Below are 25380 nucleotides of genomic sequence, written 5' to 3'. Positions count from 1 at the left end.
CTGTCGTCAAGGTTTTATGTTAGAACTTCTAACATCATCCGGATTTTAGTCGCTTTCTTAAACGATCAATATCTGAATTGACCAAAATCGCTACAAAAACGCCGATAAAGGTTTCAAAAACCCTACTAATTGCATAGAACACAGAGTGCCCTGCCGGAATTGAAAGGGCAATAATCAGCATAGTCGCTACACCACTGATAATTCCTGCTTTATTGTTCATGGCGACATTGGTCATAATAGTCAACATAGTAAAAATAGGAATGAAAATCAAGGTTACCCAATACTGTCCAGGAAACCAATCCTGTAAAAGAAAATACAAGAGCGCATAAAATCCACCAATCGAGTTACTCAAGACCCGCGATGAACCAAAATGAATACTCTTATCAAAATCTTCTCGCAGGCTAAATACAGCAGACAAGGCCGCAATCTGTAAGCCGTCCACCTTCAAGACACCAAAAACAAGGGCAAGCAAAAAAACTGCCAGTCCTGTCTTAAATGTACGCATGCCCAACTTAAAATTTTGGGGGTCAAAACGATATTTTCTTAACATATGCCTATTGTAACATAAAATCAACATCTCTTCGGCATTTTTCTCAAAAGATAAGCCAAGTAAATCATTTGTCCAAAATAAAAAATAACAATCGCTAGCGATGCAGACCAACGTAAGTATTGATTAATATAAATAAGACTACCAGCTCCATTGGCGTCTAGTTTTTCCCCAGACTAACGATACCTTCTCCAATCATAAAAGCAAGGACTTAACATAGCAAGATTCAACAGGGCACCTATAAGAGTCATTCTATCTCTCTTCCATAAATTTACTGATAAAGAACGGAAGAAAAATGAAACCAAATGAAAAGATTACAAGCAGTATCATCAGAGTTTGCAGATAATACCTCCACATAACAGCTAACGAAAAACAAAAAGTCACAATCATTACAATATGAATAGACTTTTAAAAGGGCAAAAGTTTTTCCACTGCAAATCTGACAGCTGGAAGATACAAAATCAGATATATACCAGCAAATATTCCTACATGATAGTTACCCCAACGCCCAATTTCTTTTATAATATCTATAAATATTGCCATATCTTTCTAGCACGTGACGCTTCGCAGCAGTGCTACTCGATGCACAGAAAAAACACCTTGCGGTGCTTTTTCTAGCCTTCTATAAAGACGCAGTAGCTGATTGATGGTTCATTTCGCTTCGCTCATGACCAATCTAATCAGCCTTGCGGGGGGTGCGTCAACGAAATCAAAGATTTCTGACTCACCGCCTATTTTTCAGTAAGTGCTGCAAGACCAGGTAATACTTTACCCTCTAGCAATTCCATTGATGCTCCACCACCTGTAGAAATCCATGAGAATTTCTCAGCGCGGCCAAGGTTGATTGCTGCTGCTGCTGAGTCACCACCACCGATGATGGATTTAACGTCTGGTTGTTTCACGATAGCGTCCATTACACCGATTGTACCAGCTTGGAAGTCAGGGTTTTCAAATACACCCATTGGTCCGTTCCATACAACTGTTTTAGCGCCTGTAAGAGCTTCGTCAAATTTAGCGATTGATTTAGGACCGATATCCAAACCAAGGAAACCTGGGTCAACTGCTTCACCTTCAGTATCTTTAACTTCCGTGTAGTCAGCAAATGCGTTAGCTTCTTTAGAGTCAACTGGCAAGATCAATTTACCGTTAGCTTTTTCAAGAAGTGATTTAGCAACTTCAAGTTTGTCTTCTTCAACCAATGAGTTACCGATTTCGATACCTTGAGCTTTGAAGAATGTGTAAGTCATACCACCACCGATAAGAACTTTATCAGCTTTTTCAAGAAGGTTTTCGATAACACCGATTTTATCTGAAACTTTTGAACCACCAAGAATTGCTACGAATGGACGTTCTGGAGTTTCAACAGCTTCTTGGATGTAAGCAATTTCGTTTTCCAAAAGGAAACCAGCAACCGCTTTTTCAACGTTTGCAGAGATACCAACGTTTGAAGCGTGAGCACGGTGAGCTGTACCGAATGCATCGTTTACGAAGATACCATCACCAAGTGAAGCCCAGTATTTACCAAGTTCTTCATCATTTTTAGATTCTTTTTTGCCGTCAACATCTTCAAAACGAGTGTTTTCAACCAAAAGAACTTGTCCATCTTCAAGGGCGTCGATAGCAGCTTCCAATTCAGCACCACGAGTAACACCTGGGAAAACAACTTCTTGACCCAATTTAGCTGACAAGTCAGCAGCAACTGGTGCCAAAGATTTACCAGCTTTATCAGCTTCTTCTTTCACACGTCCAAGGTGAGAGAAAAGGATAGCACGTCCACCTTGTTCAACAATGTATTTAATTGTTGGAAGGGCAGCTGAGATACGGTTGTCGTTAGTGATAACGCCATCTTTCAAAGGTACGTTGAAGTCCACACGAACGAGAACTTTTTTACCTTTCAAATCAACGTCTTTAACAGTCAATTTAGCCATTAGAAAAGACTCCTTATTATTTTTATACTCTTCATTATACCATATTTTTGCCTATTCTTCTAAAGAAACCGTTTTTACTTGTGATTTTTGTAACGAAGAAGACGAAGGCCGTTCAAAATAACTAAAATAGTGGAACCTTCATGTCCAACAACTCCCAATGGTAAATTGATTCGTTGGAATAAGTTGCTCACAATCAAACTAGCAATCACAAGTAGAGCAAACACGATATTTTCCATCACAATAAGACGCATTTTTTTAGAAAGACCAATCGCAAATGGCAAGCGAGTCAAGTCCTCAACTAAAACGACATCCGCACTTTCCATGGCAATATCTGTACCAGAAGCTACTGCAAAGCCAACATTGGCCAGTGCTAAGGCAGGAGCATCGTTGATTCCATCCCCTACCATTCCGACAGAACCATACTCCTTTTGAAACTCTGCGATATATTTGGCTTTATCAGTTGGTAAACTATTTGCTACAATTCGATCAATTCCCACTTCTTTAGCAATCGATTGAGCTGTTTTTTCTTGGTCTCCTGTCAGCATAATGGTGACAATTCCGATTTTGTGCAATTCAGTCAGGACTTGCTTACTTTCTTCGCGAACTTGATCTGCCAAGGCATAAATAGCTTGCAGATAGCCATTTGCGCTCACAAATACCAAGGTTTGCCCCCTAGCTTCATGCTCGTCCATAAATTGAACAGCATCCACTGCCATCGCTTCTTCTAAGTTTTCTAAAATAAAATCTTTCTTACCAATTCGCCAAATTTTACCATAAGAAGCCGTTTCAAAACCTTTACCTGTCACATCTGCCATTTGGTCTAATTCAATCACTGCTTGTTCTGGATAGTGATCTAATAAAGCCTGTGCAATTGGATGACTTGTCTTACTTTCAGCAGAAACCACGACAGCTGCAAGTTCCTCAACAATTGCCATCGGAGTTACATACATAGAAGTAACACTTGGTTTTCCAATTGTCAAAGTCCCTGTCTTATCAAAAACAATTGCTTTCAAACCAGCCAAATTATCCGCAGTATCGCCACCTTTTAAAATCATCCCCATACGGGCTGCACGGCTAATAGCAGACAAACTAGCTGGCGTACTAGAAGCCAACAGAGCACACGGAGAAGCTACTGTCAACAAAATCATTCCGCGGTAGAAAGCATCTTGAATCGGCCAGCCCAATACAAAATAGGAAAAGAGAATAAAGCTTGGTACAAGAATTAAAACACCCTTCACATAACCATTTTCTAATTTTTCAATAAAGGTCGTTGTCTTACTATTGCACTCTTGCGCTTCTTCTACCATATTCACAATTTTAGCAAATAGGGTATTGTCGTTTTCAACCAAAACCTGCAATTCAATGGTTTCACCTTGGTTAATCGTTCCACCGATAACCGTTTCACCTTCTTTTTTCTCTGCTGGAAGCGGTTCGCCCGTTACCATGGATTCGTCTAGCAAAGCTTGCCCAGATAGCAAGCTACCATCAATCGGAACAGACTGCCCTTTCAAAACTTGTATCCGATCTCCAACTTTTAAATCTGCCGTAGCAACTACTTGAATCGTGCCGTCTTCTGTTAGCAGACGCGCTTCATCTGGCGTCATTGCCATCAATGACGAAATCGCCTCCGTGCTTTTTGCCATGGCCAAAACTTCCAACGTAGAAGAAAGTGAGAAGATAAAGATTAACAAAGCCCCTTCCAACCAATAGCCAATGATCCCCGCCCCCAAAGCAGCTAGTACCATCAAAATATCAACATTCAAATGCTTTTCAAAGAACAATTCTTCAAAACCTTCTTTGGCAGACTTATACCCCCCCACCAAGAACGCAGCAATAAATAAAACACTCTCTACCGTTGGTTGATGCCAAAATGTACTAACCAACCCCAACACAATCAACAGAGCACAAGACGCTGTGATGATGATACTTTTCTTCGTTTCTGACATCATTTCTCTTACCTTCAAACTAAGTATTTTCTAACAATTTTAAGATAAAACCTAGTCCTTGAAATATTATAAAATCTCTTTTACAATAATAGTATGACAGATTTTTATCGGTAAAAACAGAAACAATTTAGCCGATTTGTCAGTTACTGAACATTTTATTAAAATTGTCTAGAGGAGAATAATGGATAAACGAATCATAAAAACAAAGGAAGCCATTTTTGAAGCTTTTTTTGACTTACTTAATGAAAGCACCTTCCAACAAATTAGCGTAGGGGATATTATTGAGAAGGCTAATATTGGTCGAAGCACCTTCTACAGCCATTTTACAAGCAAAGATGATCTTTTAACGGCTGTTTGTCAGCATCTATTTGATCATGTCTTCGTGACAGCTTCTTATGCTGAACACCGCTTAGATGAAAATAATACTAAAAATTTCGAGGATTCCTTAGCAGATCGGGTTGCGCACCTCTTCTACCACTTTAAACAAAACGATGACAAAGTCCTAACTCTATTTCGCTTAAACGATGATTATTTCCGTCGTAATTTACGCGAACAACTAGCCCAACATCTGTCTCCCGCAGTAAAAGATTACTTTTTCAAAGGAAGCCAATTGCCACCCTTGTTGCTACAGCAGCATATCATCTCCACATTTATCACCTGTCTCAGCTGGTGGCTTCGAGATGCTCCTGAAAAGTCTACCGAGGAAATGAGTCAATTCTTCTTAGAATTAATCTAATATCTCTATCCCATAAAACACAAAACTCACAGATTGCTCTAAAAGCCTGTGAGTTTTTTATCATTCATAAAAAAGAAAAGAACCCAAAGGCTCTTTTCTTTCACTAAATCAGTGAATTATTTAGCGATTTTTGCGAAGTACTCAAGAGTACGAACAAGTTGTGAAGTGTATGACATTTCGTTGTCGTACCATGAAACAACTTTAACCAATTGGTTACCGTCAACTGTTTGAACTTTAGTTTGAGTAGCGTCAAACAATGAACCAAATGAGATACCTACGATATCTGAAGATACGATAGCGTCTTCAGTGTAACCGTATGATTCGTTAGCTGCTGCTTTCATAGCTGCGTTGATTTCTTCAACTGTTACTTCTTTTTCAAGAGTAGCAACCAATTCAGTTACAGAACCTGTTGGAACTGGAACACGTTGGGCAGCACCGTCAAGTTTACCGTTCAATTCTGGGATTACAAGACCGATGGCTTTAGCAGCACCTGTTGAGTTAGGTACAATGTTTGCTGCAGCTGCACGAGCACGACGAAGGTCACCACCACGGTGTGGTCCGTCAAGAACCATTTGGTCACCAGTGTAACCGTGGATTGTAGTCATCAAACCTTGTTTAACACCAAAGTTGTCTTGAAGAGCTTTAGCCATTGGAGCCAAGCAGTTTGTAGTACATGAAGCACCTGAGATAACTGTTTCAGTACCATCAAGAATGTCATGGTTAGTGTTGAATACGATTGTTTTAACATCGTTTCCACCAGGAGCTGTGATAACAACTTTTTTCGCACCGTTAGCGTGGATATGTTGTTCAGCTTTTTCTTTAGATGTGAAGAAACCAGTTGCTTCAAGAACGATTTCTACGCCATCGTTAGCCCAGTCGATGTTTCCTGGTTCGCGTTCAGCAGAAACTTTAACGAATTTACCGTTAACTTCAAAACCACCATCTTTAACTTCAACAGTACCGTCGAAACGACCTTGAGTTGTGTCGTATTTCAACAAGTGTGCAAGCATTGCTGGATCTGTAAGGTCGTTGATGCGAGTAACTTCAACACCTTCAACGTTTTGGATACGACGGAAAGCAAGACGACCGATACGACCGAAACCGTTAATACCAACTTTAACTACCATTTATGATTTCCTCCTTATGAAAATCGCATGTTTTATTTTTAAAAGGCAAGCCTTTTAACCAATTGTGAAAAAATTAACTTGTCAGTTTGTAAACTGATAAATCGCTTTTCAACATTTCTATTATATACTGATTCTTCATAAATTGCAAGACTTTGACTCAAAACATTGAAAAACTTTTCACAATGTTTTCATGCTCTGCAAATAGGATTTTCACATAAGAAAAGGCACCTTGCGGTGCCTAGGGACAAGAATTATTGCCCACCATTTTTCTTGATGATTTCATCTTGTACAGATTTTGGTACATCTTCGTAGTGGTCAAATACCATCATGAAAGTACCGCGACCTTGAGTTGCTGAACGAAGAACTGTTGCGTAACCGAACATTTCAGCAAGTGGTACGTAAGCACGTACGATTTGAGTGTTACCACGAGCTTCCATACCGTCAACACGACCACGACGAGCAGTCACGTGACCCATAACGTCACCAAGGTTGTCTTCTGGAGCTGTGATTGTCACCAACATCATCGGCTCAAGGATAGCTGGTTGTGCTGATTTAGCTGCTTCTTTAAGGGCAAGAGATGCTGCCACTTTGAAGGCTGTTTCAGATGAATCGACATCGTGGTATGAACCATCGTAAAGTTTAGCTTTAACGTCAACGATTGGGTAACCAGCAAGGACACCGTTAGCCATTGATTCTACCAAACCTTTTTCAACCGCTGGGATGAATTCACGTGGAACCACACCACCGACGATTGCGTTTTCGAATTCGAAACCTTTACCTTCTTCATTTGGAGTAAATTCGATCCAAACGTCACCGAATTGACCTTTACCACCAGATTGGCGTTTGAAGAAACCACGAGCCTGAGTTGAAGCACGGAATGTTTCACGGTATGATACTTGAGGAGCACCTACGTTCGCTTCAACCTTGAATTCACGACGCATACGGTCAACAAGGACATCCAAGTGCAACTCACCCATACCAGAGATAACTGTTTCACCAGTTTCAACGTTTGTTTCAACGCGGAATGTTGGATCTTCTTCAGCAAGTTTTTGAAGGGCAATACCCATCTTGTCTTGGTCAGCTTTAGATTTTGGCTCAACCATCAATTGGATAACTGGTTCTGGAACTTCGATTGACTCAAGAATAACTTTAGCTTTTTCATCAGTCAATGAATCACCAGTAGTTGTATCTTTCAAACCAACCGCAGCAGCGATATCACCAGCGTAAACTGTTTCAATCTCTTTACGAGTGTTAGCGTGCATTTGAAGGATACGTCCGATACGTTCGCGTTTACCTTTAGAAGTATTCAATACGTATGAACCTGAGTTAAGAACACCTGAGTACACACGGAAGAATGTCAAACGACCTACGAATGGGTCAGTCATGATCTTGAAGGCAAGGGCTGCAAATGGCTCTTCATCAGATGCTGGACGAGTTTCTTCAGCGTCTGTATCTGGGTTAACACCTTTGATTGCAGGGATGTCAAGTGGGCTTGGCAAGTAGTCAAGAACTGCATCAAGCATCAATTGAACACCTTTGTTTTTGAAGGCTGAACCACACAATACAGGGAAGAATTCAACGTTGATTGTAGCTTTACGGATACCAGCCATCAATTCTTCGTTAGTGATTTCTTCACCTTCAAGGTATTTCATCATCAAATCTTCATCAGTTTCAGCAACTGCTTCGATCAATTTTTCACGGTATTCTTCAGCTTGTTCAAGGTATTCAGCTGGGATGTCTTCTTCAAGAATATCTGTACCAAGGTCGTTAGTATAGATTTCAGCTTTCATTTTGATCAAGTCAATGATACCACGGAAATCATCTTCTGAACCGATTGGCAATTGAATTGGGTGAGCATTTGCTTGCAAACGATCATGAAGAGTTGATACTGAGTAAAGGAAGTCAGCACCGATTTTATCCATTTTGTTGGCAAAAACGATACGTGGAACACCGTACTCAGTTGCTTGACGCCAAACTGTTTCAGTTTGTGGCTCAACACCTGATTGTGAGTCAAGAACTGTTACAGCACCGTCAAGAACGCGGAGTGAACGTTGTACCTCGATTGTGAAGTCCACGTGTCCTGGTGTGTCGATAATGTTGACACGAGTATCTTTCCATTGAGCTGTTGTTGCAGCAGATGTGATTGTGATACCACGTTCTTGCTCTTGCTCCATCCAGTCCATTTGTGACGCACCTTCGTGAGTTTCACCGATTTTGTGAATTTTACCAGTGTAGTAAAGGATACGCTCTGTTGTTGTTGTTTTACCGGCATCGACGTGGGCCATGATACCGATGTTACGAGTTTTTTCTAATGAAAATTCGCGTGCCATGAGGTTATTTCTCCTATAAAATTTTTAGTTTACTTCTTATTATACCATTATTTATAAAAAACGGATAGGCAGGACCTACCCGTTCTATAAATATTCGGTTTTACGTGAATAGAGTTCAGACTACAGTGTTTTGTAGCCTAACTGAACTCGGGCTAAACGCTTGGCAAAAAAGATAAATCCTCCTAGAGTCCACAGACTCTTCGTCGTATTTCCTATTTTCACTGTGCTTTTTATACGCCCTCGTATCTTGTTATTACCAGCGGAAGTGTGCAAACGCACGGTTTGCTTCAGCCATACGGTGAGTATCTTCACGTTTCTTAACAGCTGCACCTGTGTTGTTAGCTGCATCCATGATTTCTTTTGCAAGACGATCAACCATAGTGTGCTCACCACGGTTACGAGCGATTGTTACCAACCAACGAAGGCCAAGTGTTGTACGACGTTCTGGACGAACTTCAACTGGGACTTGGTAGTTAGAACCACCGACACGACGTGCACGTACTTCAAGTACAGGCATGATGTTTTCCATTGCTGTTTCAAATACTTCAAGAGCATCTGTTCCAGTAGCTTCTTTGATTTGCTCAAAAGCACCGTAAACGATTGATGCAGCAGTACCACGTTTACCATCAAGCATAAGACGGTTAATCAAACGAGTTACCAATTTTGAGTTGTACAACGGATCTGGCAATACTTCGCGCTTAGGCGCTTGATTTTTACGACTCATTTAACGAATTCTCCCTTCTTACCCTTTTGGACGTTTAGTACCGTATTTAGAACGGCCTTGTTTACGATCAGTTACACCTGCAGTATCAAGTGCACCACGAACGATATGGTAACGTACCCCCGGAAGGTCTTTTACACGTCCACCGCGAAGCAATACCACGCTGTGTTCTTGCAAGTTGTGACCAATACCTGGGATGTAAGCAGTAACTTCGATAAGGTTGCTCAAACGTACACGAGCGAATTTACGAAGGGCTGAGTTAGGTTTTTTAGGTGTCATTGTTCCGACACGAGTTGCAACACCGCGTTTTTGTGGTGATGAAACGTTTGTTTGAACTTTTTTACGGCTGTTGTAACCAACGTTCAAAGCTGGTGATTTAGATTTTTCTACTTTTGATTTACGCGGTTTGCGAACCAATTGGTTAATTGTAGGCATCTACATTCTCCTGTATATATTTTTATTTTTGGTTGATAAAGCACTCGGTGACAGCCTTTATCTGTGTGTACTTTTGCAACAATTGTCAGCACGTCTCTGTACACTTTTGAGAGACCAAAAGTAAAAAGTACCGTCTATCATAATAGCATAGACAGCACTCTTTGTCAATGACTTTTTCTTGATTTTATTCCATTATCAGCATAGCTTTGATGGTTTTTCTGTCACGCATATCTTGGTAGGCTTGATTGACATCATCCAACTTGTAAGTCCCTGTAAAGACTTTTCCTGGATCGATTTCTCCATCTAGGACTGCTTTTAGAAGGACAGATTTGTCGTAGGTTGTCACAGAAGCTGGCCCTCCTGCAAAAATAGTATTGGTCATGAAATAATCCCCTACATTGATATCCCCTGTATGTGGCACTCCAACACGGCCAATGATCGCTCCTGGACGAGCAATTTTAATAGCTGTTTCAGTTGACAGGTGAGTACCCACACATTCCAAGGCTGCATCCACGCCTGCACCATTTGTTAATTCAAGAACCTTGGCAATCCCTTCCTCACCACGTTCTTCAACAATATCTGTTGCGCCGAACTCAAGCGCCAACTTCTGACGGTCTTCGTGACGGCTCATGATGATAATTCGTTTTGCTCCACGCATTTTTGCTGCAATCACCGCACACAAACCAACCGCTCCATCACCAACTACAGCCACTGTATCGCCTGCTTGCACATTAGCCACACGCGCCGCATGGTAACCAGTTGGCATGACATCCGCCAAGGCAAGGAAGGACTTAATCATGCCTTCACTATAATCAGACGGCTGACCTGGAATCTTGACCAAAGACCAGTCCGCATGTGTATAGCGCACATACTCTGCTTGGTAGCCATGACTAAAATTAGTTGCTGAAGTATGTCCCTGACAGCCACCTTCAAAGCCAGCACGACAAGCTGCACAATGTCCACAACCGTGAGTAAAAGGTGCGATGACAAAATCGCCTGGTTTTACAGTATTGATATCGCCACCGACTGCCTCTACGATGCCGATAATTTCGTGGCCACTGTTAGCTGAGTGCTCCGCCTTGTTATCATCACCGCGATAAGCCCACAAGTCCGAACCGCAGACACAAGAACGTACCACTCGGATAAGGGCATCATCATCCTCAATAATGCTTGGTTTTTCAATTTCTTCAATAGCAACTTGGCCAGATTTGACAAAAACTGCTGATTTCATGTTTCCACCTCCACATTTTTTGTATATTATAACATTTTTATTTTTCGTTCCATGCAAAAAACCGCCTATTAGACGGTTTTCCCATTTCTCTTAGAAACCACCCATGCCCATGCCTGGATCCATTGCCATTTGTTGGGCAGCTGGTTCTGGTTTGTTAGCTACGACAGCTTCTGTTGTCAAGATGAGACTTGCTACTGAAGCTGCATTTTGAAGGGCTGAACGGGTTACTTTAACAGGATCAATGATACCTGTGGCAACCATGTCTACCCACTCACCGTTGGCAGCGTTGAAGCCTGTACCAACTTCAGATTGTTTCAAGCGGTCAATGATGACTGAGCCTTCATAACCGGCGTTATAGGCGATTTGACGAACTGGTTCTTCAAGGGCACGGAGGACAATATTACGTCCTGTAGCTTCATCGCCTTCCAATTCAAGCGCAGCTACTTTGCCAATCACGTTAACGAGGGCTGTACCGCCACCTGCTACGATACCTTCTTCAACAGCAGCGCGAGTTGCGTTAAGGGCATCTTCGATACGGAGTTTCATTTCTTTCAACTCAGTTTCAGTTGCTGCACCGACCTTGATGACTGCAACGCCACCTGCCAATTTAGCCAGACGCTCTTGCAATTTTTCACGGTCAAATTCAGAGGTTGTTGTTTCGATTTGTGATTTGATGAGGTGAACACGGTTAGCAATCGCATCAGCGCTACCAGCACCTTCAACGATAACGGTTGAGTCTTTATCAACTGTTACTTTAGCGGCTTGACCAAGCACAGCCATTGTCGCATCTTTAAGGTCAAGACCGAGGTCTTCAGTCACAACAGTACCACCTGTCAAGATAGCAATGTCTTCAAGCATGGCTTTACGACGATCACCAAAGCCAGGTGCCTTAACAGCAACCACGTTGAAAGTACCACGGATTTTGTTCAACACAAGTGTTGGAAGGGCTTCGCCATCTACATCATCAGCAATGATAAGGAGTGGACGGTTGGTTTTAAGGATTTCTTCCAACAATGGAAGGACATCTTGGATGTTTGACACTTTCTTGTCCGTAATCAAGATGTATGGATTATCGAGGTCAGCCACCATTTTTTCATTGTCAGTAACCATGTATTGAGAAAGGTAACCGCGGTCAAATTGCATACCTTCAACCACTTCAAGTTCCGTTTCCATACCACGTGATTCTTCGATTGTGATAACACCATCGTTACCCACGCGCTCCATGGCTTCTGAAATGTACTCACCAACTTTTTCAGAACGGGATGATACGGCAGCAACTTGAGCAATAGCTTCTTTACCAGAAACAGGTTGCGCAATAGCTTTCAATTCTTCAACAGCTGCTGCTGTCGCAGTTTCAATCCCACGACGGATACCGATTGGGTTAGCACCAGCTGTCACGTTTTTTAGACCTTCACGAACAATAGCTTGGGTCAAAACAGTTGCTGTAGTTGTACCGTCACCAGCAATATCGTTGGTTTTTGACGCCACTTCTGACACCAATTTCGCACCCATGTTTTCAAAATGGTCTTCCAATTCAATTTCTTTAGCAATAGTCACACCATCGTTAGTGATGAGTGGTGAACCGAATGCTTTTTCCAAAACCACATTACGACCTTTAGGGCCCAAGGTAACTTTAACCGTATCCGCTAAAATATCGACCCCACGCACCATAGCTGCGCGAGCATCTGCTGAAAATTTAATTTCTTTTGCCATATGTTTTTCCTCTTACTCACTATTTATATAATTTTTGTTTTTGATATTTTATTAGGCAGTGCGGACGCAAGCGACTTCCTCCGGAATTCCATTGCTAATTTTTGAGCCTAAGGTCTCAAAAATTCCGTTATCAGTAGCACTTACGTGCCACTGATAATCCCACTACAGCGAAAATATCTGGTTTAGCTCACTTCGTTCGCAAATTATCAAACCTAGATTTTCCACCTATAAAATACGTTTAATTTAATATAATATTAACTGACAGACATTAGAAAAGAAAATCGATTTTATTTTCTCAATTATCCTAAAATTGCAAGAATGTCTGATTCGCGAACGACAGCAACTTTTTCATCGCCATCTTTGACTTCGATACCTGCACCATTTTCCACTAAAACGACATCACCAACTGCCACACTAGGTGTAATTAGTTCACCATTCAATGTACGCAAACCTTGACCAATCGCCACAACTGTTGCTTTTTTTGTCGCTTCATGTGACTTACCTGCAAGGACAAAGCCTCCCGCTGTTTGTTCTTCTGCTTCTTCAAATTTCACGACCACACGGTCGCCCAATGGTTTTAACATAAGATTCCTCCAATGATTTTTTCATACTTTTTAGCACTCCTATGAACCGAGTGCTAATCTACATGTCTTATTGTATCACTTGGTCAAAAATAGTCAAGAAATACATCACGATTTTAGAAATTTTGTCCAAAGTAAAAAGAGGAAAATCCCTCTTTTTACGAACAGTGTCAACTAGGTCTTAAAAAGGAAGCTCCTCTTCTTCTAAGACCAAATCAGCCAAATCTTCTGCCACATTATTTTCTCGCATGGCTCGCTGAGCTCGACTTTCTAATAGTTGGAAACTAGAACCCAAAACTTCTGTCACATAGCGAGTTTGCCCGTCTTTTTCATATTTACGGGTCCGCAATTCACCATCTAAGGAAATCAAGCTACCTTTTGCACCATAACTAGCCAAGGTATCTGCCAGTTTCCCCCAGAAAACAACATTAATAAAATCAGCTTCTCGCTCCCCATTCTCCGTCTTGAATCGGCGATTCACCGCTACTGTTACACGCGCTACACTTTTCTTGTTAGGTGTCTGGCTCACTTCGGGCGTCGCTGTCAAGCGACCGATTAGAATAACTTTATTATACATTTTTCATCCTCCTAACTATCTATTCGTAAATCCCTTAGAAAATCTCTTTTTTAGAATATTTTTGTTATAATTTTTCAAAAGGAGGAGAATATGGCAAATCTAGAAAGCTACCGCGCTATGTTGAAACAACCATGGGGGAAGATTCAGTACGAAATCACCTTTGCACAACTTGCACATCTAGAAGGTAAACAAATCTTAGATTTCGGAGCTGGTTTTGGACTGGTTAGTCAATTTTTGGCAAAGAAAAATCAGGTGACCGCCGTCGAACCCAATGCAGATATGCTGGATATAGAAACAGAGACCGATTACCAAAAAGTATTAGGAAGTCTAGAGAAACTAGCTGCTTTTCCGGATAAGAGTTTCGATGTCATCACCTGCCACAATGTGCTAGAATACGTCGCTCCGGCTGAACGTCCGGATTATCTCACAGAATTCAACCGTCTGCTCAAAGACGACGGTAAATTATCCATCATCAAGCACAATCAAGTCGGGAAAGTGCTCCAAAACGTCGTTTTTTCAAACGATGTCGATACCGCACTAGACTTGCTAGCTGGCGGTGACTTCCACAGTCAATCATTCGCCCAAGGCAGCACCTACTCCTTAGACGAATTGCTTGAGCTATCAGGTTTGGAGCTAGAAAACTACCAAGCCATCCGTACATTTTATAGCCTGCAGCCCAATCACTTCAAAACCGAACCCGGCTGGCTAGAAAAAATGACCAAAGTCGAACTCGCCGTCTGCGACCAAACTCCGTACAAGGACATTAGCTTTTTGCAGCATGTTTGGTTGAGGAAATAGGAGGAAATTATGAAAGAAATCTTACAGAAGCAACTGGAAACGAACGAAAATTATTCCCAAGAGCAACTGACTTGGCTCATCGATCATATCGGTGACGAAAATCCCCAAATCCGTGACGAGCTGGTCTATGCTAGCTTTTGCCATGCCATACTAGATACCTTATTAACGCCAGAAGATTATCACTGGCTACTTCAGCGACTCTGGGAACACGGAAGTATCACAAGTCCCCACACGCCCACTCGGTCTTTTACAGCCTTAGTTCTAGCTCTATTTCTATATGTGGATAGTCTAGAGGGAAGCCCTTATGAAAATAGACTAACTACAACAGACAAAGTGCAACTTTTCCAAGCCGCTCTGCAATTTCTATCAAATGAAACAGATAGCCGAGGTTGGGACGAGCAACTGGGCTGGCTACATGCCATCGCTCACGGAGCCGACTTCCTCCTGACAGCAGCCTGTCATCCAGATTTTCCAAAAGAAAATTTGAACAAGGTCTGGCAGAGTATTATAGCGGCATTCAAAAATCAAACACAGACTTTTTCTGCTGGCGAAGACCAACGCTTAGCAAATGTCATCAGCCAGCTAGTCTTATCAGAAAAATTGTCTCCAGAAGAGTTGATTGACTTCTTAAAAACGACTACTCTTCCAAATCAAGAACCGCAAGACTATTTCGCCTATCTCAATTTCCAGCATTTTTTTCAGAAAATTTATCTAGACTTGGATAAGGAAAATCAATTATCTGAAAATTTGAAGCTGGCAATTCAAGAGTGCTTAATCAACTAAAAAAGACGGAGCGATTCGTCTTTTTATCTATGCATTCCAATGTTTCTCTGCATCAAAAGAAGCTCCCACTTCTGCATCTGCAGCTAGTTCAATAATTCCGCGTACTTGTGGAGCATTTGGCAATTCCAACTCACGCGCACTGCACAGCATACCAAAGCTGTCTTCTCCGCGCAGTTGTCCCGGGAAGATGAAACTACCATTTGGCATCATGGCACCTGGTAGAGCTGCCACTGTTTTCAAACCTTGGGCAGCATTTGGAGCACCGCAGACAATTTGCACGAGCTGACCGTCATGAATCTCTACTTGGCAGATATGAAGATGATCGCTATCTGGGTGATCTACCATTTCCTTGATTTGTGCAACGACGAATTTTGGTCCAGCATCATTGACCAATTGCTCAGTGAAGGCTTCTTTCGCCAACTCAGCATTCAAAATCGCTACTTGCTCATCAGTCAAGAAAACTTGTCCAGCGTCAGCCATTTCCACCAAAGAAGATACGTCAAAAATGTTCCAAGCTACTGTTTCTCCAGTTTCTTCCAAGAAAATACGAGCAACATTCCCTTTGCGCTCAACGCTTCGCTTGGCGTCCTTTACTTCCTTGACCAAAATCATCAGCGTATCGCCAACATGCTCTTTGTTATATGTAAAAATCATCTATTTCAATCCCTCTAAAAATCTTATAATTTCTTGCTTACTCTTACGATTCTTGTCCACAAAACGGCCTAACTCTTGTCCATTTTCTACGACCACAAAACTCGGAATCCCAAAAATATCCCACTGCTGTGCTACTTCCATAAACTCATCTCGGTCAATGCGGACAAAGGTAAGTTCTGGAAAGGCAGCTTCAATTTCAGGCATGGAAGGATAGATAAATTTGCAATCTGGACACCAATCTGCCGTGAAAAAGAAGACTGTTTTTTGCTCTTTTTCGATATAACCTGCAATCTCTTCAAAAGATGTTGGAATAATCATCCTTTTTCCTCCTCATATTCAATCTGACCCGCACGATTTTCAAAGCGGTAGACACGACCAGAATCCATGACTACGCCACCTTTTAGAAAATCCTTATCAGACTCATTTTCATAGACAAAGATGGTCGCAATAGGACCAAAATCTGCAAAAAAGTCACGCACCTGTTGAAGTGCTTGTGCTTTTTTCTTTTCTTCCTGGACTTTCACGTAATAACGGGCGCTTGCCGCAAGAATCCCAGTCCCCAAGACTCCTGCCAAAACAGCTGTCTTTTTCTTATTCATGCAAACAATTTTACCACAAAACATGGTAAAATAATAGCAATAGGAGGTCATTATGACAAATCAATTATTCGATAAAATCAAGGAAGTAACTGAACTTCAAGGCGTTTCTGGTTTTGAAGGAAGTGTTCGCAACTATCTTCGTGACCGCATGACACCACATGTTGACCGCATTGAAACAGACGGTCTCGGTAGTATTTTTGGTATCAAGGATAGTCAAGCTGAAAACGCTCCTCGTATTATGGTCGCGGCTCATATGGATGAAGTCGGCTTTATGATTAGCGATATCAAGGCAGACGGTACTTTCCGTGCAGTAGCTCTAGGTGGCTGGAATCCACTTGTTGTATCAAACCAACGCTTTACACTTCAACTACAAGATGGCCGTCAAATCCCTGTGATTTCAGGCTCTATGCCTCCACACCTCTCGCGCGGTGGCAATGGAAGTGCCGGACTTCCAGCTATCAGTGATGTCATCTTCGATGCCGGCTTTAGCTCAAAAGAAGAAGCTATGAAATACGGTGTCCGCCCTGGTGATACCATTACACCACTGAGCGAAACAACCCTGACTGCTAATGGAAAAAATATCATCTCAAAAGCTTGGGACAACCGCTACGGTGTTCTCATGGTTTCTGAACTCTTGGAAAATCTATCTGGCACCAGCCTCAACAACCAACTCATCGCCGGTGCAACTGTTCAAGAAGAAGTGGGACTCCGCGGAGGACATACTTCTGTTACCAAGTTTGACCCTGAAATCTTCCTCGCAGTAGATTGTTCGCCAGCTGGTGATGTCTTTGGTGACCAAGGAAAAATTGGTGACGGCACCCTCCTGCGCTTCTACGATCCAGGTCATATCATGTTGCCAAACATGAAGGACTTCCTTTTGACAACCGCCGAAGAAGCAGGGATTAAATTCCAGTATTATTGTGGCAAAGGTGGAACGGATGCCGGCGCTGCGCACTTGAAAAATAATGGTGTACCTTCTACCACCATTGGTGTCTGTGCTCGCTATATCCATTCACATCAAACTCTTTACAACATGGATGACTTCCTTCAAGCGCAAGCCTTCTTGCAAGCAATCGTCAAAAAACTTGACCGCTCAACAGTGGACTTGATTAAAAAATATTAAAAAAAGAAACCTCTGGCGGGATGAGTCAGAGGTTTTGTATTTATTTTTTAATACCAGCTAGTTTACGTACTTCTGGAATCCGTTGAATCTGCGGAAGAAGAGTCATGATAACCAAAACTCGAATCGGCAATTCAAAGATTTTCAACCAGCGACCTGCGATGAATTGGGCTACAAATGGCACACCAAAGTAGATTTGAATCAAAAGTGGTGTGAAAATGAAGGTCCCAAATAGCAAGATTGTTGTGACAGCAATAGTCACGTGCAACCAATCTTTCTTGTTATGCCAATCCAATTTCTTCCCATAAAAGAAGAAACCGTAGAGGGCTCCTTGAACAGCTTCCATGAGGGTCCACCAAATAATAAAATCAGCTCCACCTCTTGTCATCATATCAACAATATCAATCAAGAATAGGCTCACAAAGCCCCAGAGTGGACCACCAATCATCCCAATTACCGCATGAACGATAAATGTGAAAGCAACCACTAACTGTTTCGGAATAATGGTAATCGAAAATTTTTCGACAATCAAGGTTAAGGCAATCAGCATGGCCAAAGATGCCAACAACTGAACGGACAAATGTGGATTTTTGTTTTTCATAAATGCTCCTTATTGTTTGGAGCTGTCTAGGAAGTCTCCTTTGACAGCGGATGCAATGGTTTACCGCGCTTTCGCTTCGTTATGTAGCAACATCCCATCTACATACACTTAACGCAAACCACCTACTCTGTGCAAATTACTTTGCCGTTTCATTTTAACATATACTGGACCATTTGACTATTCCTATATTTTACAGTAAAATAAAAGAGCAATAAAAATTATAATATAGGAGAATGTTTTATGAAAAAGAACATCAAAAAATTATTGTTGGTCCTACTAACAAGTAGTGCAGTCTTGTTTAGCACAAATCTTATCAGCGCAGATTCCTATGTATACCGCCTCTACAATCCACGCAACGGAGAGCACCTCTACACAACTGATATCAACGAACGCGACGTTCTATTCTTCGATCATGGTTGGGGATACGAGGGAGATGGTTGGGTTGCTCCAGAAAACGGTACTCCTGTTTATAGACTCTATAACCGTGGCCTGCAAAACCACCTCTACACTTCAGATTTGAACGAGGTAAATGTCCTCACTAGTCGTCACGGCTGGACAAAGGATAACAACGGAAAACCTGTATTTTATTCTGGTGGTGATGTTAACATCTATCGTGTATACAATCCGAAACTCCGCGGACTTCACCACTGGACAACCGATCTTAACGAATACAATGTACTGCCACGACATGGTTGGAAACAAGAAGGCGTTAAATTTAAAGGAACTGCCGTTGGACAACAAATTCGTACTCAATATTTTGACCCAAATTCAAACATCGTTTCTGGCGCTCTCGGGAACTCTGAGTGGGTATTCCTAAGAAGTGAAGAAGCTGCTTGGGTTGCCGAAGATGCTCTCAATGATCCAACTTCTGAGTTCAGCAACTATAAAAATTACGACGTTCTTGAATTTAAAACTTCAAACGGAGCAACCTTCTATTCTGTAGAATTTTATAACTAATACTTCTGCCCCATCAATATGGGGCTTTTTTAATTCCCCATAAACCTAGCACTTCTCTACTTCACACCGACTAAGCGAAACAAAATAACGCCACTAAAAAAAAGAAAGAGCGGTTACCCACCCTCTCTTCATACAGTGATTATTTTTTCAAACGTTCAACATCACGCGCAATCATCAATTCTTCATCTGTTGAAATAACAAGAACTTTAACTTTTGATGCTGGCGTTGTAATATCTCCACGATAGCCGAAGACATTCTTTTCAGGATCAATCTCAATGCCAAACCAAGACAAACCTGCAATGACATCTTGACGCATCAACGGCGCATTTTCACCCATACCAGCTGTAAAGACAATGGCATCCGCACCATTCAAAACTGCAAAGTATTGACCAATGAATTTTTTAATACGATCAATGAAAATATTGTAGGCAAGTACCGCATCTGGATTTTTAGCTTGAAGACCTGCTTCAATATCACGCATATCACTTGAAATACCCGATACACCGCCTAAACCAGATTGTTTATTCAGCATATTCACCACTGCAGCCGCATCCTCTAATTCAGGATCTTGCGCAATCAAATAAGGGATGATAGCTGGGTCAATGTCTCCTGAACGAGTTCCCATCATCGGACCTGCAAGTGGTGTAAATCCCATTGAAGTATCCATTGATTCACCATGGTAATTCGCTGTAATAGATACACCGTTACCAATATGAGCTGTGATCAATTTCAATTCTTCTAACGGACGATTCAGCATCTTAGCAGCTTCTTGAGCTACATATTTATGGCTTGTTCCATGTGCTCCATATTTACGAACCTTGTACTCTTTATAATACTTTTGTGGAATTGGGTACATATAGGCATGTTTTGGAAGCGTTGTGTGGAAAGACGTATCAAAGACAACAACACTAGTAATATCAGGCAAGATATCTTTGAAAGCACGAATACCTGCTGCAGCACCAGGATTATGAAGTGGGGCAAGAAGTGAAAGTTCTTCAACTTGCTCAATAACTTTCTCATCAACAAGAGCGGACTCTTTGAAATACTCTCCACCAGCCACGACACGGTGACCGACACCTGTAATTTCAGCAAAATCAGAGATGATTCCGTGTTTCAACAAATCTTCTAATAAGATTTTTACAGCAACAACATGATCTGGAATATCCAAGACTTGCTGATCTTCTTCCTGACCAAATTTAACTGTTGAGATAGAATCTCCAAGGCCGATACGCTCAATCAACCCCTTTGCAAGAACTTCTTCTTCTGGCATCTGATACAGTTGCCATTTTAAACTAGAGCTACCTGCATTGATTGCAATTGTTTTAGACATAATTTTCCCCTTTTAAGCGTTTTCCTCATAAGTATATCAAAATTTCACTTACTTTGCATTATCTTCATGCCATTTTTTGAAATTGTTTGTGAATTCTTGCAAAGCACTTACATCCTGTAAATCTCGAAGTGGATAAACAAAGGTTTCAACCGTATTTTCCGTTTTCTTTTGCAATACAAAAATGGATTTCGCCATACTTTGAGCACCAAAAAGATTGGTTGGTAAAGCAATCATAGCTGCCACACTAGCATGGTTAGTCAACCATTTTTTCAGCAAATGACTCTGCGGGCTAGTCAGCAAATCATTCGGTGCCAAGAAAACCGCATAGCCGTCCTGTTCTAGATACTTGAGCGACTGCTCCATAAGAAGGTGGTGGGCATAAGTGTGCTCTTCTCCACTAGCTACCTCGTAACGCTTAGCAATCTGATCATCAGGATAATAGCCAATCGGCAAGTCGCTGATAATCACCTGACTTTCTTTCAAAATCTGTGGTCGCACCGCGTCTCCTTGAGCAAAGCTCAACTGACTCCCCACTACGTCTGCTATACTGGCTGACAAATCTATCAAGAGATCATCTACTTCTATCCCTAGATAGTCTAGTTCTTTCTGGCTGTGATTGAGAATCGTCTGAGCAAGATTTCCTGTTCCAGAGCCGATTTCAAGTACTGTAACCCTATCATTCTTGAGCAGGTTATCCAACAAAAAGGTTAGGATAAAACCGATACTATCTGGGGTAAATTGATGATTGTATTGGAGTGGCTCCGTCTGGTTTGCCTTAATGAAAAGAAACTGAAAAGCCCTGCGCCACTCTTCAGTGGACAGGTTGAGCTTTTTCAATTTTTGATTATTTTTCTTAACAAGTTCAGTCTCATTTTCATCAGAAAGATATGCTGCATTTTGCTCAATCATAGCATCATAGATATTGGTAGACAGAGCGTTTTGGATTGTTTGGACATTTTCTAAAAGGAGGTCATAAGCCTCTTCAATTTTTTCAAAATTCATAGTCTTATCATACCAAAAATCAAGGTTTTTCGCCAGATAAAGGGAATAGATATCGATAGGTTGAACCAGATGTAAGGCTAACCACAACTTCCATTTGCCCTTCGGTCTGCTGATAGCGGCTGTCTCCCTCACTAAAGCTAACTTTTCCGCTCACCATTTTATCTGTTTTCAAGCTAACATTATCCATTGTTAACTGCGCCATGAAATAAGCTTGACTAGATTCACGACTAGCTAGATGAGCTTGAGCCAAAGCTTCTTGACTACGCAAGTAAAATTGGAGTAAAAGGCTGAAAACAGCTAACATGAGCATGGCATAAAGTAAAATGCCTGCCTTAACTTTTTTCCGAAAAATCATAGACAAAACTCCTCTTCTCCCCATTTTCAAAACAAAAATCAATCCGAACAAGCTGACCATCCTGCCTCATAGTGACAGACTTCAGTCCATAGAGCATGGGCTGATACCCTTGTCCTTTTTGATTAGTTTTGCGAAAATCATCCGACTTAGATAAGCCAAAAGCCAATTCTTGCTTATTTTTCTTGACGTAGAGTCGATTATTTTCAATCTTTGTCAAAAGAAGTCCGTCTAATTCACTACGAAATTGTTCTGAAAAGACTAACCAGTCTCGGTCAAAACTTGCATTTTGGTGATGAATTTCTTGGCTGAATAACTGTGTCAATCCTTGAAATAGGAGGACTGACCCCGATAAGATAAACAAGGATACCAAGCATTCCAAAATAGTAAAAGCTGCTACTTTTCTAGTCTTTTTCCACAAGGAGAATCTCCTTTCCTTGACTGAGCACACGAATTTTCTGCTGACTACGTTCAATCGTTACCGACTGACCATTTAATTCCAGACGAGCTTGCTTGGTCTGGACAACCATTTTAGCCAGATTAAGAATTTCTTGCTCTTGCAGAGAGTTTACCTGCTGCTGTCGAGATTGGTCAATAGCAGTTAGAAACAGACTAACAACCGTTGTTAGAACTGCCAAAGCTACTAGACTTTCCAGCAAGATGTAGGCTTTACTTTTTCGATTTTTTATAACGACCACTCCCTAAGTATAGTTGATAAGAAACCACTTTTTTCTCCGTCTGAAACTCAATTTTAGCCAAAGAAGAATTTCCACCATTCTTGTCAAAATCTAGGATAATTTGTCTAATCGGCTTTACCGTCCTTGGAACATTGACCGACTGATAACCATTTGAAATTTCCTCTGCACCAATAGTCAGCTGGATATTCTGTTGACTACTGGCCGACAGCATTTGACTATTTTTATAGACCTGCTCAAATTCCAAGAAAAAAATGTTCTCCTCTATCTGTCGAAAAACTGAATTGACAGAACCAGACAACACCACTGCTAAAAAGCTGATAACTGTCAGGGTTATCAAACTTTCTAGCAGAGTAAAAGCCTGAACCTTACGGTGCCACACTAGCTGTCTTGTCTTTATGTTTTGCATAGTATTCCTTGTAAGTCTGCGATTGTTCGGCAGTGATGGCTTCACTCTCTACCAATTTTGCTAAGCTTGCATCTCCCATATTATACAGTTCGTAGAGCTCCGCCTGACTCTCCACTACTTTGATAACTGCTGCAGCACCTGTCTCTTGGACCTTGTCCTTTTGCTTGCTGAGATTTGGGACAAAGAGAAGCAACAAAGTACTGATGATTACTAAAACAATTAACATTTCCACAAGTGTGAAAGCGGCTACTTTCATTTTCATTAACTTTTTCATATCATATCTCCATATTTTGATAAATCGGCAACAACATGGCTGCATAAATAAGAACAATCATAAGAGCGACTCCGATGAAAACAAGTGGCTGAATGAGCTGCATACTGGCGTTCAGTCTGCGGAAAAATTCTTCCCAACACTCATCCGCATAAAGAGCCAACTCACTGCCCAGCTTGGATTTAACTTGACCATACTCAATCATCAAACTCAATTCTTTTTTAAAAAATGGATAGTTTTTAATATGGTCATGGAAAGTACAACCATCCGAAAAAGCCTTTTCCATATCACGACCAATTTCTTGAAAAAGTGGAGCCGACTGTTCTTTCATAATCGCTACAATTTGCATCAGTTCCAATCCCTGTACAATAAGATTTCCCCATTCACGCGCATAATAAGCTGTCAAATATATCTGAACTAATTGTCCAACAAAAGGTAAGCTAGCCAACTTGCTGAAAACTGTGATTTTAGCTGTCTTTCGATACCAGATTCTCAGCAAAAGAAAAATCAGACCAACTAGGCCAACCCCTGCAAAAAAGAGCACCGGCAGGTGAGCAATCAGCCAAGTCGCAACATTTCCCTCTTCCATCTGTGGCAACAGATAATTTTTCAAACCCAACATGATAAGAATGAGAAAAGCTAAGAGAACCAAGGGATAGGTCGTAACTTCCAGTAATTTCTTACGAACTTGACTGAGCTGACTCAAATAATCTTGAATTTTAGATAAGCTAAGACTGGTATTTCCATGAATTTCAGCCAAGGAAACCTGAGTGACAACATTATCTGAAAACTGCAAGTCTGCCAGCAACTGGGAAAAAGGTTTCCCTGCCAAAAGACCCTCTGATAAGACTTGGGTATACTGGTCTGCCAACAATTGACTCCGCTTCAAAAAGTCAACAATCTCTCCCAGATGAAAACCACTGGCAAAGAGATTATTAAATAACTCAATGACCTTACGCTGACGCGTGAGAGACAATTTTTTCGGTTTCTGCTTGCCGAAAACTGATATGTCCTGCTGCAAGAAGCTGGTCAATCTGCGCATTCCACTCTTTTGGTTGGTGTTCTTGATAGTCTCGATTGGCATAATCTACCATTCCCCTCCCTTCTATCAACCGCTGGTAGGCAATCCCTTGCAAGCAGTTCTTCAACTCTTCCTCAGAAATCCCAAATTCTAACAGTCGCGCATAGACCCCAGCAATACTTTTGGCATGGACTGTCGAAAAGACTGTCGATCCTGTTAAACTAGCTCGAATGACCGCACGCGCCGTTTCTTCATCACGAATTTCTCCAATAATGAGAAGGTCTGGACGATGCCGAAGAGATAATTTAATGAGTCTATCATAAGTGCCACCGATAGCTTCATTAATTTGCAATTGGAGCATATCAGGATGTTTAATTTCGACTGGGTCTTCAATCGTTAACACCTGCTGGTTTGGAAATTTTAACTTGGCTAAATGGTACATGAGCGTTGTCTTTCCAGACCCAACCGGACCCGAAAAAAGATAGAGCCCCCGTCCCTTGATATTTTCCGCAATTCGCTCCACCGCATCAAACCAAAAGCGTAGATTGTCCTCACCATTGTAGAGAAAACGAATGACTAAACTTTCCTTGCCCCGATAATCTCCCACTGTTGACAAACGAAGCGCCACCTGCCCCTCACCATAATCATAGTCACAAGCCCCCTGTTGACTGCGGCGCTTTTCACCGACATTGACCCCTGCGACAAACTTAAAATGGCTAATTAAGGCCGAAAATTCCACCTCATCATAGTCTCCCACAAATTTCCTGCCGTCCGACTCTCGTTCATAGAGTTGATAACAATTTTCACGTGGCACCAAATACAAGTCACTGACTCGTTTTTCTACTGCCTCCCGCACAATTTTTCTGGCTAAATCTTGTATCATAAGACCTCCTCACCTATATTATTCGAAAAGAAA

The 25380-nt window shown here is 41.5% G+C and carries 30 protein-coding genes and 1 riboswitch; of the genes, 5 read left to right on the top strand and 25 right to left on the bottom strand.

Features of this window, described 5'->3' with window-relative positions; all coding sequences use genetic code 11:
- Positions 1 to 34: 34 nt before the first annotated feature.
- The 4 genes from ACHUFA_RS04055 to ACHUFA_RS04040 form a co-directional block, all read right to left on the bottom strand.
- On the bottom strand, positions 35 to 550 hold the full coding sequence (locus tag ACHUFA_RS04055; RefSeq protein ID WP_394404989.1) for an FUSC family protein: 516 nt from the start codon (positions 548 to 550) through the stop codon (positions 35 to 37).
- Between the two features lie 405 nt (positions 551 to 955).
- Positions 956 to 1090 (bottom strand): hypothetical protein, encoded by a 135-nt coding sequence (locus ACHUFA_RS04050; protein ID WP_318530354.1) that lies wholly within the window; start codon positions 1088 to 1090, stop codon positions 956 to 958.
- A gap of 188 nt (positions 1091 to 1278) precedes the next feature.
- Positions 1279 to 2475: a phosphoglycerate kinase gene (locus tag ACHUFA_RS04045; RefSeq protein WP_222347678.1), complete on the bottom strand. Its 1197-nt coding sequence runs from the start codon at positions 2473 to 2475 to the stop codon at positions 1279 to 1281.
- 74 nt (positions 2476 to 2549) lie between these two features.
- Positions 2550 to 4439: a heavy metal translocating P-type ATPase gene (locus ACHUFA_RS04040; protein ID WP_394404988.1), complete on the bottom strand. Its 1890-nt coding sequence runs from the start codon at positions 4437 to 4439 to the stop codon at positions 2550 to 2552.
- Between the two features lie 163 nt (positions 4440 to 4602).
- Between ACHUFA_RS04040 and ACHUFA_RS04035 the strand changes: the two genes are divergently transcribed.
- On the top strand, positions 4603 to 5157 hold the full coding sequence (locus ACHUFA_RS04035; protein ID WP_018380516.1) for a TetR/AcrR family transcriptional regulator: 555 nt from the start codon (positions 4603 to 4605) through the stop codon (positions 5155 to 5157).
- Between the two features lie 116 nt (positions 5158 to 5273).
- Here the strand turns inward: ACHUFA_RS04035 and gap are convergent, their stop codons facing one another.
- The 8 genes from gap to ACHUFA_RS03995 form a co-directional block, all read right to left on the bottom strand.
- Positions 5274 to 6284 carry a type I glyceraldehyde-3-phosphate dehydrogenase gene (gene gap / locus ACHUFA_RS04030; protein ID WP_222347676.1) on the bottom strand — a complete coding sequence of 337 codons (1011 nt, stop codon included), beginning with the start codon at positions 6282 to 6284 and terminating at the stop codon, positions 5274 to 5276.
- A gap of 251 nt (positions 6285 to 6535) precedes the next feature.
- The gene (fusA, locus tag ACHUFA_RS04025; protein WP_222347675.1) at positions 6536 to 8614 is read right to left on the bottom strand and encodes an elongation factor G; all 2079 of its coding nucleotides are present in this window, start codon (positions 8612 to 8614) and stop codon (positions 6536 to 6538) included.
- Positions 8615 to 8867: 253 nt separating this feature from the next.
- Positions 8868 to 9338 (bottom strand): 30S ribosomal protein S7, encoded by a 471-nt coding sequence (gene rpsG / locus ACHUFA_RS04020; protein WP_222347674.1) that lies wholly within the window; start codon positions 9336 to 9338, stop codon positions 8868 to 8870.
- Between the two features lie 18 nt (positions 9339 to 9356).
- Positions 9357 to 9770 (bottom strand): 30S ribosomal protein S12, encoded by a 414-nt coding sequence (gene rpsL, locus ACHUFA_RS04015; protein ID WP_018379166.1) that lies wholly within the window; start codon positions 9768 to 9770, stop codon positions 9357 to 9359.
- 184 nt (positions 9771 to 9954) lie between these two features.
- Positions 9955 to 11001, bottom strand: a complete 1047-nt coding sequence (locus ACHUFA_RS04010) for a zinc-dependent alcohol dehydrogenase family protein (protein ID WP_394404987.1) — start codon at positions 10999 to 11001, stop codon at positions 9955 to 9957.
- A gap of 90 nt (positions 11002 to 11091) precedes the next feature.
- Positions 11092 to 12714, bottom strand: coding sequence for a chaperonin GroEL (gene groL, locus ACHUFA_RS04005; RefSeq protein WP_222347672.1), 1623 nt, complete (start codon positions 12712 to 12714; stop codon positions 11092 to 11094).
- Positions 12715 to 13013: 299 nt separating this feature from the next.
- A complete protein-coding gene (gene groES, locus ACHUFA_RS04000; protein WP_222347671.1) occupies positions 13014 to 13298 on the bottom strand; it encodes a co-chaperone GroES in 285 nt (94 codons plus the stop codon).
- A 178-nt stretch (positions 13299 to 13476) separates the two neighbouring features.
- Positions 13477 to 13872 (bottom strand): single-stranded DNA-binding protein, encoded by a 396-nt coding sequence (locus tag ACHUFA_RS03995; RefSeq protein WP_222347670.1) that lies wholly within the window; start codon positions 13870 to 13872, stop codon positions 13477 to 13479.
- Between the two features lie 90 nt (positions 13873 to 13962).
- On the opposite strand from ACHUFA_RS03995, the gene ACHUFA_RS03990 reads away from it, so the two are divergent.
- Together ACHUFA_RS03990 and ACHUFA_RS03985 are read left to right on the top strand one after the other, a co-directional pair.
- Positions 13963 to 14670, top strand: coding sequence for a class I SAM-dependent methyltransferase (locus ACHUFA_RS03990; RefSeq protein WP_394404986.1), 708 nt, complete (start codon positions 13963 to 13965; stop codon positions 14668 to 14670).
- 9 nt (positions 14671 to 14679) lie between these two features.
- Positions 14680 to 15453 carry a DUF2785 domain-containing protein gene (locus ACHUFA_RS03985; protein ID WP_222347668.1) on the top strand — a complete coding sequence of 258 codons (774 nt, stop codon included), beginning with the start codon at positions 14680 to 14682 and terminating at the stop codon, positions 15451 to 15453.
- Positions 15454 to 15480: 27 nt separating this feature from the next.
- Here ACHUFA_RS03985 and ytpR read toward each other — a convergent pair whose 3' ends face one another.
- The 3 genes from ytpR to ACHUFA_RS03970 are packed head-to-tail and all read right to left on the bottom strand — an operon-like array spanning position 15481 to position 16706.
- Positions 15481 to 16107, bottom strand: coding sequence for a YtpR family tRNA-binding protein (ytpR, locus tag ACHUFA_RS03980; protein ID WP_394404985.1), 627 nt, complete (start codon positions 16105 to 16107; stop codon positions 15481 to 15483).
- Complete coding sequence (locus ACHUFA_RS03975; RefSeq protein WP_222347666.1) at positions 16108 to 16425, bottom strand: thioredoxin family protein; 318 nt, start codon at positions 16423 to 16425, stop codon at positions 16108 to 16110.
- Positions 16422 to 16706 (bottom strand): DUF4651 domain-containing protein, encoded by a 285-nt coding sequence (locus ACHUFA_RS03970; RefSeq protein WP_222347665.1) that lies wholly within the window; start codon positions 16704 to 16706, stop codon positions 16422 to 16424. Before ACHUFA_RS03970 ends, ACHUFA_RS03975 begins: the two co-directional genes overlap by 4 nt.
- 52 nt (positions 16707 to 16758) lie before the next feature.
- Between ACHUFA_RS03970 and pepA the strand changes: the two genes are divergently transcribed.
- On the top strand, positions 16759 to 17829 hold the full coding sequence (pepA, locus tag ACHUFA_RS03965) for a glutamyl aminopeptidase (protein WP_222347664.1): 1071 nt from the start codon (positions 16759 to 16761) through the stop codon (positions 17827 to 17829).
- Positions 17830 to 17869: 40 nt separating this feature from the next.
- On the opposite strand, the gene ACHUFA_RS03960 is transcribed toward pepA, so the two are convergent.
- Positions 17870 to 18427, bottom strand: coding sequence for a folate family ECF transporter S component (locus ACHUFA_RS03960; protein WP_222347663.1), 558 nt, complete (start codon positions 18425 to 18427; stop codon positions 17870 to 17872).
- Between the two features lie 42 nt (positions 18428 to 18469).
- Positions 18470 to 18559: riboswitch (THF riboswitch) on the bottom strand.
- A 108-nt stretch (positions 18560 to 18667) separates the two neighbouring features.
- On the opposite strand from ACHUFA_RS03960, the gene ACHUFA_RS03955 reads away from it, so the two are divergent.
- Entirely contained in the window at positions 18668 to 19384 is a 717-nt protein-coding gene (locus ACHUFA_RS03955) for a hypothetical protein (RefSeq protein WP_394404984.1), read from the top strand.
- Positions 19385 to 19523: 139 nt separating this feature from the next.
- On the opposite strand, the gene ACHUFA_RS03950 is transcribed toward ACHUFA_RS03955, so the two are convergent.
- The 9 genes from ACHUFA_RS03950 to comGA are packed head-to-tail and all read right to left on the bottom strand — an operon-like array spanning position 19524 to position 25347.
- Complete coding sequence (locus ACHUFA_RS03950; RefSeq protein WP_394404983.1) at positions 19524 to 20714, bottom strand: acetate kinase; 1191 nt, start codon at positions 20712 to 20714, stop codon at positions 19524 to 19526.
- A 48-nt stretch (positions 20715 to 20762) separates the two neighbouring features.
- On the bottom strand, positions 20763 to 21716 hold the full coding sequence (locus ACHUFA_RS03945) for a class I SAM-dependent methyltransferase (RefSeq protein WP_222347660.1): 954 nt from the start codon (positions 21714 to 21716) through the stop codon (positions 20763 to 20765).
- Between the two features lie 19 nt (positions 21717 to 21735).
- Positions 21736 to 22071: a competence type IV pilus minor pilin ComGG gene (gene comGG / locus ACHUFA_RS03940; RefSeq protein ID WP_222347659.1), complete on the bottom strand. Its 336-nt coding sequence runs from the start codon at positions 22069 to 22071 to the stop codon at positions 21736 to 21738.
- On the bottom strand, positions 22049 to 22489 hold the full coding sequence (comGF, locus tag ACHUFA_RS03935; RefSeq protein WP_222347658.1) for a competence type IV pilus minor pilin ComGF: 441 nt from the start codon (positions 22487 to 22489) through the stop codon (positions 22049 to 22051). The genes comGG and comGF overlap by 23 nt, the downstream gene beginning before the upstream one ends.
- Positions 22473 to 22766 carry a competence type IV pilus minor pilin ComGE gene (gene comGE, locus ACHUFA_RS03930; protein ID WP_222347657.1) on the bottom strand — a complete coding sequence of 98 codons (294 nt, stop codon included), beginning with the start codon at positions 22764 to 22766 and terminating at the stop codon, positions 22473 to 22475. Before comGE ends, comGF begins: the two co-directional genes overlap by 17 nt.
- Positions 22738 to 23172 carry a competence type IV pilus minor pilin ComGD gene (gene comGD / locus ACHUFA_RS03925; protein ID WP_318530352.1) on the bottom strand — a complete coding sequence of 145 codons (435 nt, stop codon included), beginning with the start codon at positions 23170 to 23172 and terminating at the stop codon, positions 22738 to 22740. Before comGD ends, comGE begins: the two co-directional genes overlap by 29 nt.
- On the bottom strand, positions 23132 to 23446 hold the full coding sequence (gene comGC, locus ACHUFA_RS03920; RefSeq protein ID WP_222347656.1) for a competence type IV pilus major pilin ComGC: 315 nt from the start codon (positions 23444 to 23446) through the stop codon (positions 23132 to 23134). The genes comGD and comGC overlap by 41 nt, the downstream gene beginning before the upstream one ends.
- 1 nt (position 23447) lies before the next feature.
- Complete coding sequence (comGB, locus tag ACHUFA_RS03915; RefSeq protein WP_394404982.1) at positions 23448 to 24485, bottom strand: competence type IV pilus assembly protein ComGB; 1038 nt, start codon at positions 24483 to 24485, stop codon at positions 23448 to 23450.
- Entirely contained in the window at positions 24397 to 25347 is a 951-nt protein-coding gene (comGA, locus tag ACHUFA_RS03910; protein ID WP_222347654.1) for a competence type IV pilus ATPase ComGA, read from the bottom strand. The genes comGB and comGA overlap by 89 nt, the downstream gene beginning before the upstream one ends.
- Positions 25348 to 25380: the final 33 nt, after the last annotated feature.

Source organism: Streptococcus hepaticus, assembly GCF_043656315.1.
Lineage (GTDB): Bacteria > Bacillota > Bacilli > Lactobacillales > Streptococcaceae > Streptococcus > Streptococcus hepaticus.
The sequence above is the reverse complement of the archived record's forward strand: the minus strand, read 5'-3'. Positions and strand labels throughout refer to the sequence as shown.